Below are 13,351 nucleotides of genomic sequence, written 5' to 3'. Positions count from 1 at the left end.
TTCTACCGAGGGTCGCCGCCATGTCGCGCAACCTTTGCCTCACCCGCCAATGCCTTGGCTTGGTCACCCGTATCGAATGCAGCGTCCGCCCACTGGCGGGGGACAACGGTATGTGGACCCTTCTCTTCGCCGCCGGAATGGCGGGTGAACAACCCTCAGCGATCAAGTCCCAAGGCCCGTTCTGTGGACCTGTGGTGGCGGAGTCCATCCTTGATTCGATTGTTGAAAGCCTGACCACCCATGGCTATCAGCTGGCCGATGATCCACAGATCTGGTGCCTGCATCTGCAGGCCCAGTTACGTCAGATCAATGGTGAGCGGGGACGCCATGCCGGTGATTTCCAGTTCCATCCCGAACACTGACCCCTAGGGGGCCGGGGGCGCCGACTCGGCTTTGTCGAGCTTGACCTCAAAGCCGTATTGCACCGTGTCGAGTGTGCTGCGGGTGTAGCTTTCCAACTGGCTGGGCTCGCCGTAGAAGTAGTGCACATCGAATAACGCCGTACCGTCGGCCGAGGCACTGTGGCTGCTTGCAAGAATCTCCTTCAGGTATTGGCCGCTGGCGTCCTTGGCAAAGAAGCGCCAGGCGTCTGCAGGAAAGAGTTTCTGGTCGACGATCAAGGCGTTGCCCCTGAGTTCTAGGCCTTTGGGCAGCTGTTGAGCGTTGATGCTGCTCTTCTCGATGGTGGCCAGGAACAGAGGAATGGAGCCTACGGCGTAGGCGGGGGTTTCCGGGAAAAGGTTGAGGTCGTAGGTGATGACGCCCCGCAACGGGTCGATGTCGAAGGCCTCGTCCGGCAGTTCGATCGGTTCACCCCGTTGGCCCTTCTCGTTCTGGGTGAAGAAAGTCAGCGGGGTATCGTTGGTGCTGAACTCTGAGCCCAGCAACTCATCATTGAAGGTCCGCGGGTGGCTGAACTCGATGCGCGCTGCGCTGGCATCTTCCACCGACTGGCTGATGGTCACGGATTTTTTCAGTGACTCTTCGTCCAGCTGTGCGCCCTTGAGGTAGTGGGGGGCTTGATCGTCATAAACCACCACCGGCATTGGCAGCGGTTGGATGTTCCTGTCGGTGGTATTGCTGTCGAAACGATGTACCGGCAGGTCCAGGTCCTTGCGCGTGACGCTGGCCTGGGAGAAATCCAGTACCGCGACTTCCAGCCGATCCACCAGGCCATTGAAATACACCTTGGCGTAATGATTGGTGTGTTGCTGGTCGAAGGCCTTTTGCTCGTCCTCCAGTTGTTTCTCGAATGCCTCGCTCCACGCCTTCTGCTTTTGCATCTCGGCCAATTGCTGTTGGTAGAAGGCGATCTGTTGGGCACTTTCGTTGATCGAGCCTGCGCGGGACAGAATCTGCCCCTTGCTGTCACGGGCCTGGGCCAGCAAGGGATTGAGGGAGGCATCATTGGCTTCTTCGGGCAGGGGGGCGCTATTACTCAGCTCGATCTCGGCAACGTTCCTGTCCAGCGTCAACAGAGTCAGGCGGATATTGCCGTCCTGACGCGGTTTACCGATGTCGGCCTTGGTCAGTTCAAAAGCGAGCACCCGACCTGGGGCTATCACCTCCAGCTTGCCTTGTAGGGAAACCGGCTGCGGCTGATTCTTGTTGTCCACCTCCAGGCCCTCGATAAAGGGGTAGGTGATGGTCAAGTCATCCGGATTGGTCAGGTTGGAGCTGGAGGGGCTGAGCTGGATGCCCGGATCGGTCTCCGACCATTCGGCTTGGAAGGGAATGACTTTTTTGTTGCTGAGGGTGACCGACTGCCATTCCAACCCGTGGGGAAACGGGAACTGTGTGGGCATGTTGAAGCTGAAGGGGAAGACGGGCTGCAGATCGGTCAGGTAGTCGGAATTGGAGGATTTGCGCAGTACGAACAGGCCGTTGACGTAGGTGTCCACCAAGGCTTGGGCAGTGGGATAGTGCTTGAGCAGGGCCAGGCTGTCGTCGCCGTATTCGGTTTCCAGCGGCTTGCTGTCAAGTTTGAGCTGTGCTCGTTCCAGCAGCAGGAGGGAGCCACCAAGATTGGCAATGGCGTCCTTGAGCTTCGGATCCTGGATGGCGTCCAGCGACTGTTCAAACTGTAAGGTTTTTTCTTCGAGGCTCGCCTGTTTCTTTTCGTCGCTGGGGGAACAGCCGCTGATCAGCAGCGCCAGACCAAGGCCGACACTGGCCAAAGGCAATCGCACATCCATTTCCAGTCTTCCTGTCCAATGTCGGTGAGCGTGAGCAATGGCTTCGACACTAGCAGAAAATACGCCCGGAAAAACCCGTGGATCAGGTGATTGTCTGTGGTTTATGGGGGTTTCGGGCGCTGATATACTCGCCGCCGTTTTTACACCGGGTGCGAGATTCAATGGAACGTTTTATCGAGAATGCAATGTATGCCTCACGCTGGCTGCTGGCGCCGATCTACTTCGGTTTGTCTCTGGGCTTGCTGGCACTGGCATTGAAGTTCTTCCAGGAAGTCTTCCACGTCATTCCCAATGTGTTTTCCATGGCCGAGTCCGACCTGATCCTGGTGCTGTTGTCGTTGATCGACATGGCGCTGGTAGGTGGCCTGCTGGTGATGGTGATGATCTCCGGTTATGAGAACTTCGTGTCGCAACTGGACATCGACGAAGACAAGGAGAAGCTCAGCTGGTTGGGCAAGATGGATTCTTCGTCGTTGAAGATGAAAGTGGCCGCGTCCATCGTAGCGATTTCGTCGATCCACCTGCTGCGAGTGTTCATGGATGCCAAGAACATCCCTACCGAGTACCTGTTGTGGTACGTGGTGATTCACATGACGTTCGTGATTTCGGCGTTTGCCATGGGTTACCTGGACAAGCTGACCAAGCACTGACAGGTTTCGCTGCGTGAATGAATGCCGCCCGGCCGTTGCGAAACGGACGGGCGGCGTTGTTTGTGGCTTGTGCTTTTCCTGGCTGGGGCATATGCCTGTAGCTGTCAGGGCTGTAAAAGCACGAGGTGCTCTCATGAATCTGCAAGAAATGAATGCCTACGCCATTGCCGGAAAAGTCGACGAATTGAATCTGATCTCCCTGGAGGGCGGAATCTATCTGCTTGAGGCGCGCATGCACGGGGCGGCTTATCCACTGAGCGATGCCCAGGGCCAGATGTTTCATCTGCGCTCCGTGGAGCATGCTCGCGAGGTCCTGCAGTCCTTTCCCAAGTTGCCGTTCAATCTGATTCACACGTCAGTGCATGACGAGATGTGCGGCTTGTCCGCGGGTGTCGAGGAAAGCTTGAAAGTGCCCATCACTTTGCACTCGGGTGGCTGAGGCCTGCACGGCGATGATCCGTGCCGGGCTTCTGTGCTAGTCTGCTCGCCCTTTTGATTCCGGGCGCTCCGGGAGGCGCTGTGTTCCTGCGGCCTTTCCGAGCCGTCCGCACAGCGGAGCAGTGTCATGTCCGAAGTAAATCTGTCCACCGACGAAACCCGCGTTAGCTACGGCATTGGCCGTCAGTTGGGCGACCAACTGCGCGACAACCCTCCACCGGGCGTTAGCCTGGACGCGATCCTGGCGGGTCTGACCGACGCTTTCGCCGGTAAGCCAAGCCGTGTGGGTCAGGAAGAAATGTCCGCGAGCTTCAAGGTCATCCGCGAAATCATGCAAGCTGAAGCCGCTGCTAAAGCCGAAGCTGCTGCGGGTGCCGGTCTGGCTTTCCTGGCGGAAAACGCCAAGCGTGAAGGCATCACCACTCTGGCTTCCGGTCTGCAATTCGAAGTGCTGACCCAGGGTGACGGCGCCAAGCCATCCCGTGAAGACAGCGTGCGTACTCACTACCACGGCACCCTGATCGACGGCACTGTGTTCGACAGCTCCTACGAGCGTGGCCAACCTGCTGAGTTCCCGGTAGGCGGCGTGATTGCCGGCTGGACCGAAGCGCTGCAATTGATGAACGCCGGTAGCAAATGGCGTCTGTACGTGCCGAGCGAGCTGGCTTACGGCGCACAAGGCGTGGGCAGCATCCCGCCGCACAGCGTTCTGGTGTTCGACGTCGAGCTGCTGGACGTTCTGTAACCCGGTAGGGGCCAGATGGCTGGCGATGACGGCCGCGCACGCGCGGTCAGTTCATCCTCGGCCAACTTGCCCCTTTCGCGGTTTTGGTTTCATAGACGAATTTTTGCGCCCAGGCTGTGGCCATCGGCGCCGGTTGGCCGCAAGGCTCTGGCGTAGCAGAACAAAAACAGGTTGCGCACCAATTCCTTGAGAACCAGCGGTTCGCTGGAGCTCAAGCCGATCAGGTCCAGATCTCCCTGGTCCTGCAGCTCGCTCAGGGCTTCCTCTTCCAGCACAGCACAGACTTCCCCGGTTTCCCGATGCAGGATGCGCAGGTAAGGGTGTGGGCGGTCCAGCCAGGCATCAATCAAATAAGTCATGGGTGTCATCTCCTTGAATGGGGTTCAATGAGAATAATTCTTATTCAATGAATAGCAAGTACCTATTGGCGGTTTCTGCTTTTTTCTGTGTGGAAATTGTTTTCGATCAAATCGGCTGGCTTTTCGCTAGCAGGTGTGTGGATCAAGCAGGGCGGGGGGATAGGCGGGATACCCTCTCGCGGCAGGCGCGAGAGGGTGCAGGCGTCAGACCTTGCGGACGAACTCGGATTTGAGCTTCATCGGGCCGATGCCGTCGATCTTGCAGTCGATGTCGTGGTCGCCATCGCACAGGCGGATGTTCTTGACCTTGGTGCCGACCTTGACCACCAGGGAGGTGCCCTTGACCTTGAGGTCCTTGATCACGGTGATGGTGTCGCCGTCTTGCAGCACGTTGCCCACCGAATCTTTCTTCACGGCTTCATCGGATGCGGCTTCGGCTTCGCCGCTGGCGGACCACTCGTGGGCGCACTCGGGGCAGATCAGCTGGGTGCCGTCCTCGTAGGTGTATTCGGAATTGCATTTTGGGCAGGGTGGCAAAGTGCTCACTTAAGCTCCTCAAAGTCAGGATGGCTAAAAAGCGCACATTGTATAGGGTTTTTTCGGGGAGGGGGCGCTGGGGAGTTGCGCCGGCTCCTGCCGATCAGCAGGAGCCGGTGCGGTTTAGTGGGTGCGAGCGACGGCGAATTCGCTCAACTCCACCAGAGCGTCGCGGTATTCGCTGGGTGGCAGGGCTTCCAGGCAGGTAATGGCGCGAGCCACGTAGTCGCGGGCCAATTGCGCGGTGTAGTCCAGGGAGCCCGAAGCCTCAACGGCGGCGCGGATGCTTTCCAGGTCTTCGATACCGCCTTTCTGGATGGCCTGGCGAACCAGGGCTGCCTGCTCTGGGGTGCCTTCGCGCATGGTGTAGATCAGCGGCAGGGTGGGTTTGCCTTCCGCGAGGTCGTCACCCACGTTCTTGCCCAGGGTTTCGGCGTCGCCACGGTAGTCCAGCAGGTCGTCCACCAGTTGGAAGGCCACGCCCAGGTGATCGCCGAAGGTGCGCAGGGCTTCGGCCTGTTCCGGTGTGGCGCCGGCCAGGGCGGCTGCGCTGTGGGTCGAGGCTTCGAAGAGCATCGCGGTCTTGCCGCGGATGACTTCCATATAGGTTTCTTCGGTGGTACTGGCGTCGCGCACCTTGGACAGTTGCAGGACTTCGCCTTCGGCGATGATCCGCGTGGCCTGGGACAGGATGCGCATGACCGGCATCGAGCCCAGTTCAACCATCATTTCGAACGAACGGGAGTACAGGAAGTCTCCCACCAGTACGCTGGGCGCATTGCCCCACATAGCGTTGGCGGTCGAACGGCCACGGCGCATGCCGGACATGTCGACCACGTCGTCATGCAGCAGGGTGGCGGTGTGCAGGAACTCGATGGTGGCGGCCAGCAGGCGCAAATCGTCGCCTTCGCGCCCCAGCGCCTTGCCACACAGCAGCACTAATAAAGGACGCAGGCGCTTGCCTCCGGCCGAAGTGATGTAGTCGCCGATTTTTGAAACCAGCGGCACTCGGGAAGTCAGCTGTTTCTTGATGATGCCGTCGACGGCGCTAAAATCGTCCGCCACCGCGCGGTAGAAAGCTTGGGGTTGCATCAGCGACAGGTGCTCCAGAAGGGTTGCGCGGCATGCTAGGACCCGCGTCCGCAGGTGTCAAGGCGCGCTCCGGGCAGGACTCCGCGCCGCCTGAACGGCACTTGCATCGCTATTGTGCCTTGCGTACAATCGCGCACCCTGAACTTCCTGGGCAGCACCTGCCTTACGCAATTGCACTTGGGCCGTTCCAGCCCCATGCAGCCATGCCAGCCAATACCTCTTCTTATAAAGAGCTGGGTGAGCAGGATTATCGGAGAAATACCATGTACGCAGTAATCGTTACCGGCGGTAAGCAATACAAGGTCGCTGAAGGTGAATACCTGAAGATCGAAAAACTGGAAATCGCCACTGGCGAGTCCGTGACTTTTGACCGCGTTCTGTTGGTTGCCAATGGCGACGACGTGAACATCGGCGCACCTGTTGTTGCTGGCGCAACCGTCAAGGCTGAAGTGATCTCCCAAGGTCGTCACGATAAAGTCCGCATCATCAAGTTCCGTCGCCGTAAGCACCACATGAAGCGTATGGGCCACCGCCAGTGGTTCACCGAGATCAAAATCACCGGTATTCAGGCTTAATTTCAGCCTAATTCCTCACTAGGAGAATTGAACTCATGGCACACAAAAAAGCTGGTGGTAGTACCCGTAACGGTCGCGACTCAGAAGCCAAACGCCTTGGCGTGAAGATGTATGGCGGCCAGGTCATCAAGGCCGGCAACATCATCGTGCGTCAGCGCGGCACCCAATTCCACGCTGGCTACGGCGTTGGCATGGGTAAAGATCACACCCTGTTCGCGAAAATCGAAGGCGTGATCAAGTTTGAAGTAAAAGGCGCCTTCGGTCGTCGTTACGTGAGCGTCGTCGCGGCTTAATTGCGCGATCGCTGGAAAAGCCCTGTCTCGCGACGGGGCTTTTTCGTTTGTGGGATGAGTCTCTTGCAAAACTGTTTGTACGAGCTGGCAGCGTTGGATGTTTCGGTCGTTGATTGAGGTCGCTGCGCTCATTTTTGCAAGAGTCTTATGTCTTGGTTTCTTCAGCTCGCCCGTGCGGTGAGAGGCGTTTGATCATGAAGTTTGTTGATGAAGTTTCGATTCGAGTAAAAGCTGGCGACGGCGGCAATGGCTGCATGAGTTTCCGTCGGGAAAAATTCATCGAGAACGGTGGTCCCAACGGCGGTGATGGTGGTGATGGTGGCTCGATCTACATGGTCGCTGACGAAAACCTCAACACCTTGGTGGACTACCGTTATACCCGGCACTTCGATGCTGAGCGCGGCTCCAATGGTGGCAGCACCGACTGCACCGGCAAGAAAGGCGAGGATCTGGAGCTGCGGGTTCCGGTCGGTACCACCATCATTGATGCCGGTACTCAGGAAGTCATCGGCGACCTGACCAAGGCTGGTCAGCGCCTGATGGTGGTGCAGGGTGGCTGGCACGGCCTGGGTAACACCCGGTTCAAGTCCAGTACCAACCGTGCGCCGCGACAGACCACTCCGGGCAAGCCGGGTGAGCAGCGTGATCTCAAGCTGGAATTGAAGGTGTTGGCGGACGTCGGCCTCCTGGGTTTGCCGAATGCCGGTAAAAGTACCTTCATTCGCTCGGTTTCCGCCGCCAAGCCGAAAGTGGCTGACTACCCCTTCACCACGCTGGTGCCCAACCTGGGCGTGGTCAGTGTTGACCGCTGGAAGAGCTTCGTAATCGCCGATATTCCAGGTTTGATCGAAGGGGCTTCCGATGGCGCTGGCCTGGGGATTCGCTTCCTCAAGCACTTGGCGCGTACGCGCATCCTGCTGCATCTGGTGGACATGGCTCCGCTGGATGAAACCAATCCGGCGGATGCCGCAGAAGTGATTGTCAACGAGTTGGTCAAGTTCAGTCCGTCCCTGGCTGAGCGTGAGCGCTGGCTGGTGCTGAACAAGAGCGATCAGATTCTTGAGGAGGAGCGTGAGGAGCGCGTCAAGGAGATCGTTGATCGCCTGGAGTGGACTGGTCCGGTGTACGTGATCTCGGCCATCTCCAAGGATGGTACCGAGCGTCTGAGTCGCGACATCATGCGTTATCTGGAAGATCGTGCCGATCGCCTGGCGGCCGACCCGGCCTATGCCGATGAGCTGGCCGAGCTGGATCAGCGCATCGAAGATGAGGCGCGTGCCCAGTTGCAGGCGCTGGACGATCAGCGTGCCTTGCGCCGTAGCGGCGTCAAGAGTGTCCATGACATTGGCGACGATGACTGGGATGAAGAGGATGTGGATGACGAGGACGGCCCGGAAATCATCTACGTCCGCGACTGATCCTGTGGTGCGGGCTTGCCCGCGAACACGGTTTATCTGGGCGGGCGCGGTGTTATCATCGCTGCCAGCCAGCTCTCAAGGCGCCGCTCATTCGAGCGGCGTTTTGGTATCTGCAAGGCTTAAATACGAATAACCCCATGAGTGGCGCTCGGTCGCGCTGCTCGCTGGCAAAGGTTGAATAAGATGCGGAGCAAGGTGACGGGTGCGCAGCGCTGGGTCGTGAAGATCGGCAGTGCACTGCTGACGGCGGACGGCAAGGGACTGGATCGCGCGGCAATGGGCGTGTGGGTCGAGCAGATGGTGGCCTTGCATGAGGCGGGGGTTGAATTGGTACTGGTCTCTTCGGGTGCTGTGGCGGCCGGAATGAGTCGCCTTGGCTGGACCGCACGACCGAGTGCGATGCATGAGCTGCAGGCGGCTGCGGCCATTGGCCAGATGGGCTTGGTGCAGGCCTGGGAGTCGAGCTTTGCTGAGCATGGCCGGCATACGGCGCAGATTCTCCTGACTCACGACGATCTGTCGGACCGTAAGCGTTACCTCAATGCTCGCAGTACTTTGCGGGCACTGGTGGAGCTCAAGGTGATTCCGGTGATCAATGAAAACGACACCGTGGTGACCGATGAAATCCGCTTCGGCGATAACGACACCCTGGCGGCGCTGGTGGCCAATCTAGTGGAGGCTGACCTGCTGGTTATCCTCACTGATCGCGATGGCATGTTCGATGCTGATCCGCGCAACAATCCCGATGCGCAGTTGATTTACGAGGCGCGGGCCGATGATCCGGCGCTGGATGCCGTGGCTGGCGGTACTGGCGGGGCGTTGGGGCGTGGTGGTATGCAGACCAAGTTGCGAGCGGCGCGCCTGGCGGCGCGCTCCGGTGCGCATACCATCATTGTTGGTGGGCGTTTGGAGCGGGTGCTGGATCGCCTGAAGGCGGGGGAGCGCATTGGTACCTTGCTGTCGCCGGAGCGTGGCATGTTGGCGGCACGCAAGCAGTGGCTTGCTGGACATCTGCAAACCCGCGGTACCCTGGTGCTGGATGAGGGTGCTGTATCGGCCCTGTCTCAGGGCAACAAGAGTCTGTTGCCAGTGGGGGTCAAGCAGGTCCAGGGTGGTTTCCGTCGCGGTGAAATGGTGGTGTGCGTGGCGCCTGATGGGCGTGAAATTGCCCGCGGCCTGGCCAACTACAGTGCCCTTGAGGCGCAGAAAATCATCGGTCAGCCCTCTGATGCGATTGTCGGTGTCCTGGGTTACATGGCTGAGCCGGAATTGGTTCACCGCGATAACCTGATTCTGGTGTAAGTGACCTAAGGAAAAGCGAATGCGCGTAGCAAAAGGATTGTTGGGGCTGCTCTTGGCGATGCCGTTCATGGTGTCGGCCGAGGAGATTGGCCAGGTGTCCACGGTGTTCAAATTTGTCGGGCCTAACGACCGGATCGTGGTCGAGGCCTTTGATGATCCCAAGGTGGATGGCGTGACTTGTTATCTGTCGCGAGCCAAGACAGGTGGTCTCAAGGGTGGCTTGGGTTTGGCTGAGGATCGTGCCGAGGCGTCCATTGCCTGTCGCCAGGTGGGGCCGATCGCCTTCAAGGGCGAGCTCAAGGATGGTGACGAGGTCTTCAAGGAGCGCACCTCGCTAGTGTTCAAGACCATGCAGGTGGTGCGCTTCCTCGACAAGAAGCGCAACACCCTGGTGTATCTGGTCTATAGCGATCGTGTGATCGAGGGTAGTCCGCAGAATGCGGTAACGGCGATCCCTATTCTGCCTTGGCCTCATCAATGACCTGTTGAGAATTGCCGGGCCGGCCCCTGATGGGGCTGGCTTGTTGCGGGCGGGTAAATTGCAGGCAATAAAAAACCGACCCTTGGGTCGGTTTTTTAACAAGCGTGTCGCTTAGGCTGCAGCAGCAAGGTTCAGAGCCTTGATGTGGCCATTCAGACGACCTTTATGACGAGCAGCTTTGTTCTTGTGGATGATGCCTTTATCGGCCATGCGGTCGATAACTGGCACGGCCAGAACATAAGCGGCTTGCGCTTTAGCAGCGTCTTTGGCGTCGATGGCCTTAACTACGTTCTTGATGTAGGTACGAACCATGGAACGCAGGCTGGCGTTGTGGCTGCGACGCTTCTCAGCCTGTTTTGCACGTTTTTTGGCGGAAGGTGTGTTGGCCACCGTCGAGCTCCTCGAAAGACTTTTTGGGAAATAGCAAACAAAATAGGCCGCGAATCATGCCGATGAGTTGAAGTCTTGTCAAGGGCAGCTGATGCGTTCCGCTGAGTGGTCGATCTGAAGAGGCGGGATATTTATTTCCGGCGCTTGACCTGTAAACTCGCGAGCTTTGGCTCTGTGCTGTTGCGGCGCGGAGTATCGCATAAGTGGGCGTCTTTTCGCCTGCTGTTTATCTACAGGCAAACAACCTTTTCATGAACCTGCTCAAGTCATTGGCCGCGGTCAGCTCTATCACGATGCTTTCCCGGGTACTGGGGTTTGTCCGCGATACCATCATCGCGCGCACGTTCGGCGCCGGGATGGCTACGGATGCCTTCTTCATTGCCTTCAAGTTGCCCAACCTGTTGCGGCGAATCTTTGCCGAGGGAGCCTTCTCTCAAGCCTTCGTGCCGATTCTGGCGGAGTACAAGAGTCAGCAGGGGGAGGAGGCGACTCGGACCTTCATTGCCTATGTCTCGGGCTTGCTGACCCTGGTTCTGGCCCTGGTCACTGCCCTGGGGATCATCGCTGCACCCTGGGTGATCTGGGCTACGGCACCGGGTTTTGTCGACTCCCCGGAAAAATTCGCCCTGACTTCCGATCTGCTCCGGGTGACCTTTCCTTATATATTGCTGATCTCGCTGTCCTCCCTGGCCGGGGCCATTCTCAATACCTGGAACCGCTTCTCGGTGCCGGCGTTCGTGCCGACTCTGCTCAACGTCAGCATGATCATCTTCGCGCTGTTCCTTACGCCCTACTTCGATCCTCCAGTGATGGCCCTGGGCTGGGCAGTGCTGGCAGGGGGCTTGGCGCAATTGCTCTATCAGCTGCCGCATTTGAAGAAGATCGGCATGTTGGTGCTGCCTCGACTGAATGTGCGTGACACCGGTGTCTGGCGGGTGATGAAGCAGATGCTGCCGGCGATCCTCGGGGTGTCCGTCAGTCAGATCTCGCTGATCATCAACACCATCTTTGCTTCCTTCCTGGTCGCGGGCTCTGTGTCCTGGATGTATTACGCCGACCGGCTTATGGAGCTGCCTTCCGGTGTGCTGGGCGTGGCCCTGGGCACTATTTTGCTACCGACCCTGGCCAAGACCTACGCCAACAAGGATCGCCATGAGTACTCGCGGATTCTCGATTGGGGGCTGCGTCTGTGCTTCATTCTGGTGCTGCCATGTTCCCTGGCGCTGGGGATACTTGCTGAGCCGTTGACGGTGTCGCTGTTCCAGTACGGTGAGTTCAGCGCTTTTGACGCCTCTATGACTCAGCGTGCATTGGTGGCTTACGCCGTGGGCTTGCTGGGGATCATCGTGATCAAGGTGCTGGCGCCGGGTTTCTACGCACAGCAGAACATACGCACACCGGTGAAGATCGCCATCTTCACGCTGATCGTCACCCAACTGCTCAACCTGGCCTTTATCGGTCCCTTGAAGCACGCAGGCCTGGCTTTGGCCATCAGCGCTGGGGCCTGTATCAACGCTGGGCTGTTGTTCTACCAGTTGCGCAAGCAGCAGATGTTTCAGCCGCAGCCGGGCTGGGGGCTGTTTGCCTTGAAGCTGATCGTGGCTGTGACGGTGATGTCGGCGGTATTGCTGGGGCTGCTGCACTTTATGCCGGCCTGGGACCAGGGGCACATGCTCCAGCGTTTCCTGCGCTTGGGCGTGCTGGTGGTGGCTGGGGTGGTGGCGTATTTCGGCATGTTGGCCCTGCTGGGCTTCCGTTTGCGCGACTTCAATCGCAAGGCCTTGAACTGACGGCTGTTTAGTCGTTGGTGCGAGGCAACTACCGGTTTTGTCGGTTCGATCAATTTGGGTGACGGTGCTGCCTGTCGTCGGCCGTCGGGTGTGGTTATAATCGACCACTTTATGAGCAAGAAGCGCGTTATGCAGCTGGTTCGAGGCCTCCACAATCTGCGCCCCCAGCATCGGGGCTGCGTCGCCACTATTGGCAACTTTGACGGTGTTCACCGTGGTCACCAGGCCATCCTGGGCCGGCTGCGTGAGCGTGCGCTCGAGTTGGGCGTGCCCAGCTGTGTGGTGATTTTCGAGCCCCAGCCACGGGAATTCTTTGCCCCCGAGACGGCGCCGGCGCGCCTGGCCCGCCTGCGTGACAAGCTGCAACTGCTGGCCCAGGCCGGTGTCGATCGGGTGTTGTGCCTGGCGTTCAACCAGCGCCTGAGCAAACTCAGCGCCAATGAATTTGTCGAGCGGATCCTGGTGGATGGCCTGGGCGTGCAGCATCTGGAAGTCGGCGACGATTTCCGTTTTGGTTGCGACCGGGTCGGCGATTTCGAGTTTTTGCAGCAGGCTGGCGCCAACCACGGCTTTACCGTCGAAGCGGCGCAGACCGTAGAACTGGATGGTTTGCGTGTGAGCAGCACCCAGGTCCGTAATGCCTTGGCCGCAGCAGATTTTGAACTGGCCGAGCGTCTGCTTGGTCGGCCGTACCGGATTGCCGGGCGGGTGCTGCACGGGCAGAAACTGGCGCGCCAGTTGGGTACGCCCACTGCCAACGTGCAATTGAAGCGCCGGCGTGTGCCGCTTTCCGGGGTTTACCTGGTGAGTGTCGACATTGCCGGCAAGACCTGGCCGGGGGTCGCCAATATCGGCGTCCGGCCCACAGTCGCAGGTGATGGCAAGGCCCACCTGGAAGTTCATCTTTTAGATTTTGCCGGCGATCTGTATGACCGGCGTTTGACGGTGGTTTTCCACCACAAGCTGCGTGAAGAGCAGCGTTTCGCCTCCCTGGAGGCGTTGAAGACGGCGATCAATGCGGATGTTGCCGCCGCCCGTGCCCAAGTGGCACGTATCCATAGCGCCAATCGCTAATGAAGAGCCTTA

At 58.8% G+C, this 13,351-nt stretch carries 16 protein-coding genes; 11 read left to right on the top strand and 5 right to left on the bottom strand.

Going from position 1 to position 13,351, the window contains the following annotated elements; genetic code table 11:
• Positions 1–20: 20 nt before the first annotated feature.
• Positions 21–362 (top strand): hypothetical protein, encoded by a 342-nt coding sequence (locus PFZ56_RS01205; RefSeq protein WP_102865440.1) that lies wholly within the window; start codon positions 21–23, stop codon positions 360–362.
• Between the two features lie 3 nt (positions 363–365).
• Here the strand turns inward: PFZ56_RS01205 and PFZ56_RS01200 are convergent, their stop codons facing one another.
• On the bottom strand, positions 366–2,195 hold the full coding sequence (locus PFZ56_RS01200) for a hypothetical protein (protein WP_170002350.1): 1,830 nt from the start codon (positions 2,193–2,195) through the stop codon (positions 366–368).
• Positions 2,196–2,356: 161 nt separating this feature from the next.
• Between PFZ56_RS01200 and PFZ56_RS01195 the strand changes: the two genes are divergently transcribed.
• The 3 genes from PFZ56_RS01195 to PFZ56_RS01185 all read left to right on the top strand — a co-directional run bounded on the left by PFZ56_RS01195 (position 2,357) and on the right by PFZ56_RS01185 (position 4,028).
• Entirely contained in the window at positions 2,357–2,845 is a 489-nt protein-coding gene (locus PFZ56_RS01195; RefSeq protein ID WP_102882262.1) for a TIGR00645 family protein, read from the top strand.
• A gap of 133 nt (positions 2,846–2,978) precedes the next feature.
• Positions 2,979–3,284 (top strand): DUF6482 family protein, encoded by a 306-nt coding sequence (locus tag PFZ56_RS01190; protein WP_102882261.1) that lies wholly within the window; start codon positions 2,979–2,981, stop codon positions 3,282–3,284.
• 126 nt (positions 3,285–3,410) lie between these two features.
• Positions 3,411–4,028 carry an FKBP-type peptidyl-prolyl cis-trans isomerase gene (locus PFZ56_RS01185; protein WP_044465159.1) on the top strand — a complete coding sequence of 206 codons (618 nt, stop codon included), beginning with the start codon at positions 3,411–3,413 and terminating at the stop codon, positions 4,026–4,028.
• Positions 4,029–4,117: 89 nt separating this feature from the next.
• Here PFZ56_RS01185 and PFZ56_RS01180 read toward each other — a convergent pair whose 3' ends face one another.
• From PFZ56_RS01180 to PFZ56_RS01170, 3 genes are all read right to left on the bottom strand, one after another.
• Positions 4,118–4,387: a hypothetical protein gene (locus PFZ56_RS01180; RefSeq protein WP_102865444.1), complete on the bottom strand. Its 270-nt coding sequence runs from the start codon at positions 4,385–4,387 to the stop codon at positions 4,118–4,120.
• A 204-nt stretch (positions 4,388–4,591) separates the two neighbouring features.
• Complete coding sequence (locus tag PFZ56_RS01175) at positions 4,592–4,933, bottom strand: zinc ribbon domain-containing protein YjdM (protein ID WP_016967028.1); 342 nt, start codon at positions 4,931–4,933, stop codon at positions 4,592–4,594.
• A 114-nt stretch (positions 4,934–5,047) separates the two neighbouring features.
• Complete coding sequence (locus PFZ56_RS01170) at positions 5,048–6,016, bottom strand: polyprenyl synthetase family protein (RefSeq protein ID WP_016967027.1); 969 nt, start codon at positions 6,014–6,016, stop codon at positions 5,048–5,050.
• Positions 6,017–6,279: 263 nt separating this feature from the next.
• Between PFZ56_RS01170 and rplU the strand changes: the two genes are divergently transcribed.
• From rplU to PFZ56_RS01145, 5 genes are all read left to right on the top strand, one after another.
• Positions 6,280–6,591: a 50S ribosomal protein L21 gene (gene rplU, locus PFZ56_RS01165; protein ID WP_007924746.1), complete on the top strand. Its 312-nt coding sequence runs from the start codon at positions 6,280–6,282 to the stop codon at positions 6,589–6,591.
• Positions 6,592–6,626: 35 nt separating this feature from the next.
• On the top strand, positions 6,627–6,884 hold the full coding sequence (rpmA, locus tag PFZ56_RS01160) for a 50S ribosomal protein L27 (protein ID WP_003228360.1): 258 nt from the start codon (positions 6,627–6,629) through the stop codon (positions 6,882–6,884).
• Positions 6,885–7,078: 194 nt separating this feature from the next.
• Positions 7,079–8,302 carry an Obg family GTPase CgtA gene (gene cgtA / locus PFZ56_RS01155; protein ID WP_110596205.1) on the top strand — a complete coding sequence of 408 codons (1,224 nt, stop codon included), beginning with the start codon at positions 7,079–7,081 and terminating at the stop codon, positions 8,300–8,302.
• Positions 8,303–8,485: 183 nt separating this feature from the next.
• Positions 8,486–9,604 (top strand): glutamate 5-kinase, encoded by a 1,119-nt coding sequence (gene proB, locus PFZ56_RS01150; RefSeq protein WP_047289314.1) that lies wholly within the window; start codon positions 8,486–8,488, stop codon positions 9,602–9,604.
• Between the two features lie 19 nt (positions 9,605–9,623).
• Positions 9,624–10,085, top strand: coding sequence for a CreA family protein (locus PFZ56_RS01145; protein WP_102882259.1), 462 nt, complete (start codon positions 9,624–9,626; stop codon positions 10,083–10,085).
• Between the two features lie 111 nt (positions 10,086–10,196).
• Here PFZ56_RS01145 and rpsT read toward each other — a convergent pair whose 3' ends face one another.
• Complete coding sequence (rpsT, locus tag PFZ56_RS01140) at positions 10,197–10,475, bottom strand: 30S ribosomal protein S20 (protein WP_016967023.1); 279 nt, start codon at positions 10,473–10,475, stop codon at positions 10,197–10,199.
• Positions 10,476–10,726: 251 nt separating this feature from the next.
• Between rpsT and murJ the strand changes: the two genes are divergently transcribed.
• Both murJ and ribF read left to right on the top strand, forming a co-directional pair.
• Positions 10,727–12,265 carry a murein biosynthesis integral membrane protein MurJ gene (gene murJ / locus PFZ56_RS01135; RefSeq protein ID WP_102882258.1) on the top strand — a complete coding sequence of 513 codons (1,539 nt, stop codon included), beginning with the start codon at positions 10,727–10,729 and terminating at the stop codon, positions 12,263–12,265.
• Between the two features lie 129 nt (positions 12,266–12,394).
• Entirely contained in the window at positions 12,395–13,339 is a 945-nt protein-coding gene (ribF, locus tag PFZ56_RS01130; protein WP_162884093.1) for a bifunctional riboflavin kinase/FAD synthetase, read from the top strand.
• Positions 13,340–13,351 lie beyond the last annotated feature (12 nt).

This window comes from Pseudomonas danubii, from assembly GCF_042980055.1.
Taxonomy (GTDB): Bacteria; Pseudomonadota; Gammaproteobacteria; order Pseudomonadales; family Pseudomonadaceae; genus Aquipseudomonas; species Aquipseudomonas danubii.
The sequence above is the reverse complement of the archived record's forward strand: the minus strand, read 5'-3'. Positions and strand labels throughout refer to the sequence as shown.

Bases quoted from the DNA above. Each gene is read 5' to 3' on its own strand.
- PFZ56_RS01205 (WP_102865440.1), top strand. From the start codon at position 21: ATGTCGCGCAACCTTTGCCTCACCCGCCAATGCCTTGGCTTGGTCACC.
- PFZ56_RS01200 (WP_170002350.1), bottom strand. From the start codon at position 2,195: ATGGATGTGCGATTGCCTTTGGCCAGTGTCGGCCTTGGTCTGGCGCTG.
- PFZ56_RS01195 (WP_102882262.1), top strand. From the start codon at position 2,357: ATGGAACGTTTTATCGAGAATGCAATGTATGCCTCACGCTGGCTGCTG.
- PFZ56_RS01190 (WP_102882261.1), top strand. From the start codon at position 2,979: ATGAATCTGCAAGAAATGAATGCCTACGCCATTGCCGGAAAAGTCGAC.
- PFZ56_RS01185 (WP_044465159.1), top strand. From the start codon at position 3,411: ATGTCCGAAGTAAATCTGTCCACCGACGAAACCCGCGTTAGCTACGGC.
- PFZ56_RS01180 (WP_102865444.1), bottom strand. From the start codon at position 4,387: ATGACTTATTTGATTGATGCCTGGCTGGACCGCCCACACCCTTACCTG.
- PFZ56_RS01170 (WP_016967027.1), bottom strand. From the start codon at position 6,016: ATGCAACCCCAAGCTTTCTACCGCGCGGTGGCGGACGATTTTAGCGCC.
- rplU (WP_007924746.1), top strand. From the start codon at position 6,280: ATGTACGCAGTAATCGTTACCGGCGGTAAGCAATACAAGGTCGCTGAA.
- rpmA (WP_003228360.1), top strand. From the start codon at position 6,627: ATGGCACACAAAAAAGCTGGTGGTAGTACCCGTAACGGTCGCGACTCA.
- cgtA (WP_110596205.1), top strand. From the start codon at position 7,079: ATGAAGTTTGTTGATGAAGTTTCGATTCGAGTAAAAGCTGGCGACGGC.
- proB (WP_047289314.1), top strand. From the start codon at position 8,486: ATGCGGAGCAAGGTGACGGGTGCGCAGCGCTGGGTCGTGAAGATCGGC.
- PFZ56_RS01145 (WP_102882259.1), top strand. From the start codon at position 9,624: ATGCGCGTAGCAAAAGGATTGTTGGGGCTGCTCTTGGCGATGCCGTTC.
- murJ (WP_102882258.1), top strand. From the start codon at position 10,727: ATGAACCTGCTCAAGTCATTGGCCGCGGTCAGCTCTATCACGATGCTT.
- ribF (WP_162884093.1), top strand. From the start codon at position 12,395: ATGCAGCTGGTTCGAGGCCTCCACAATCTGCGCCCCCAGCATCGGGGC.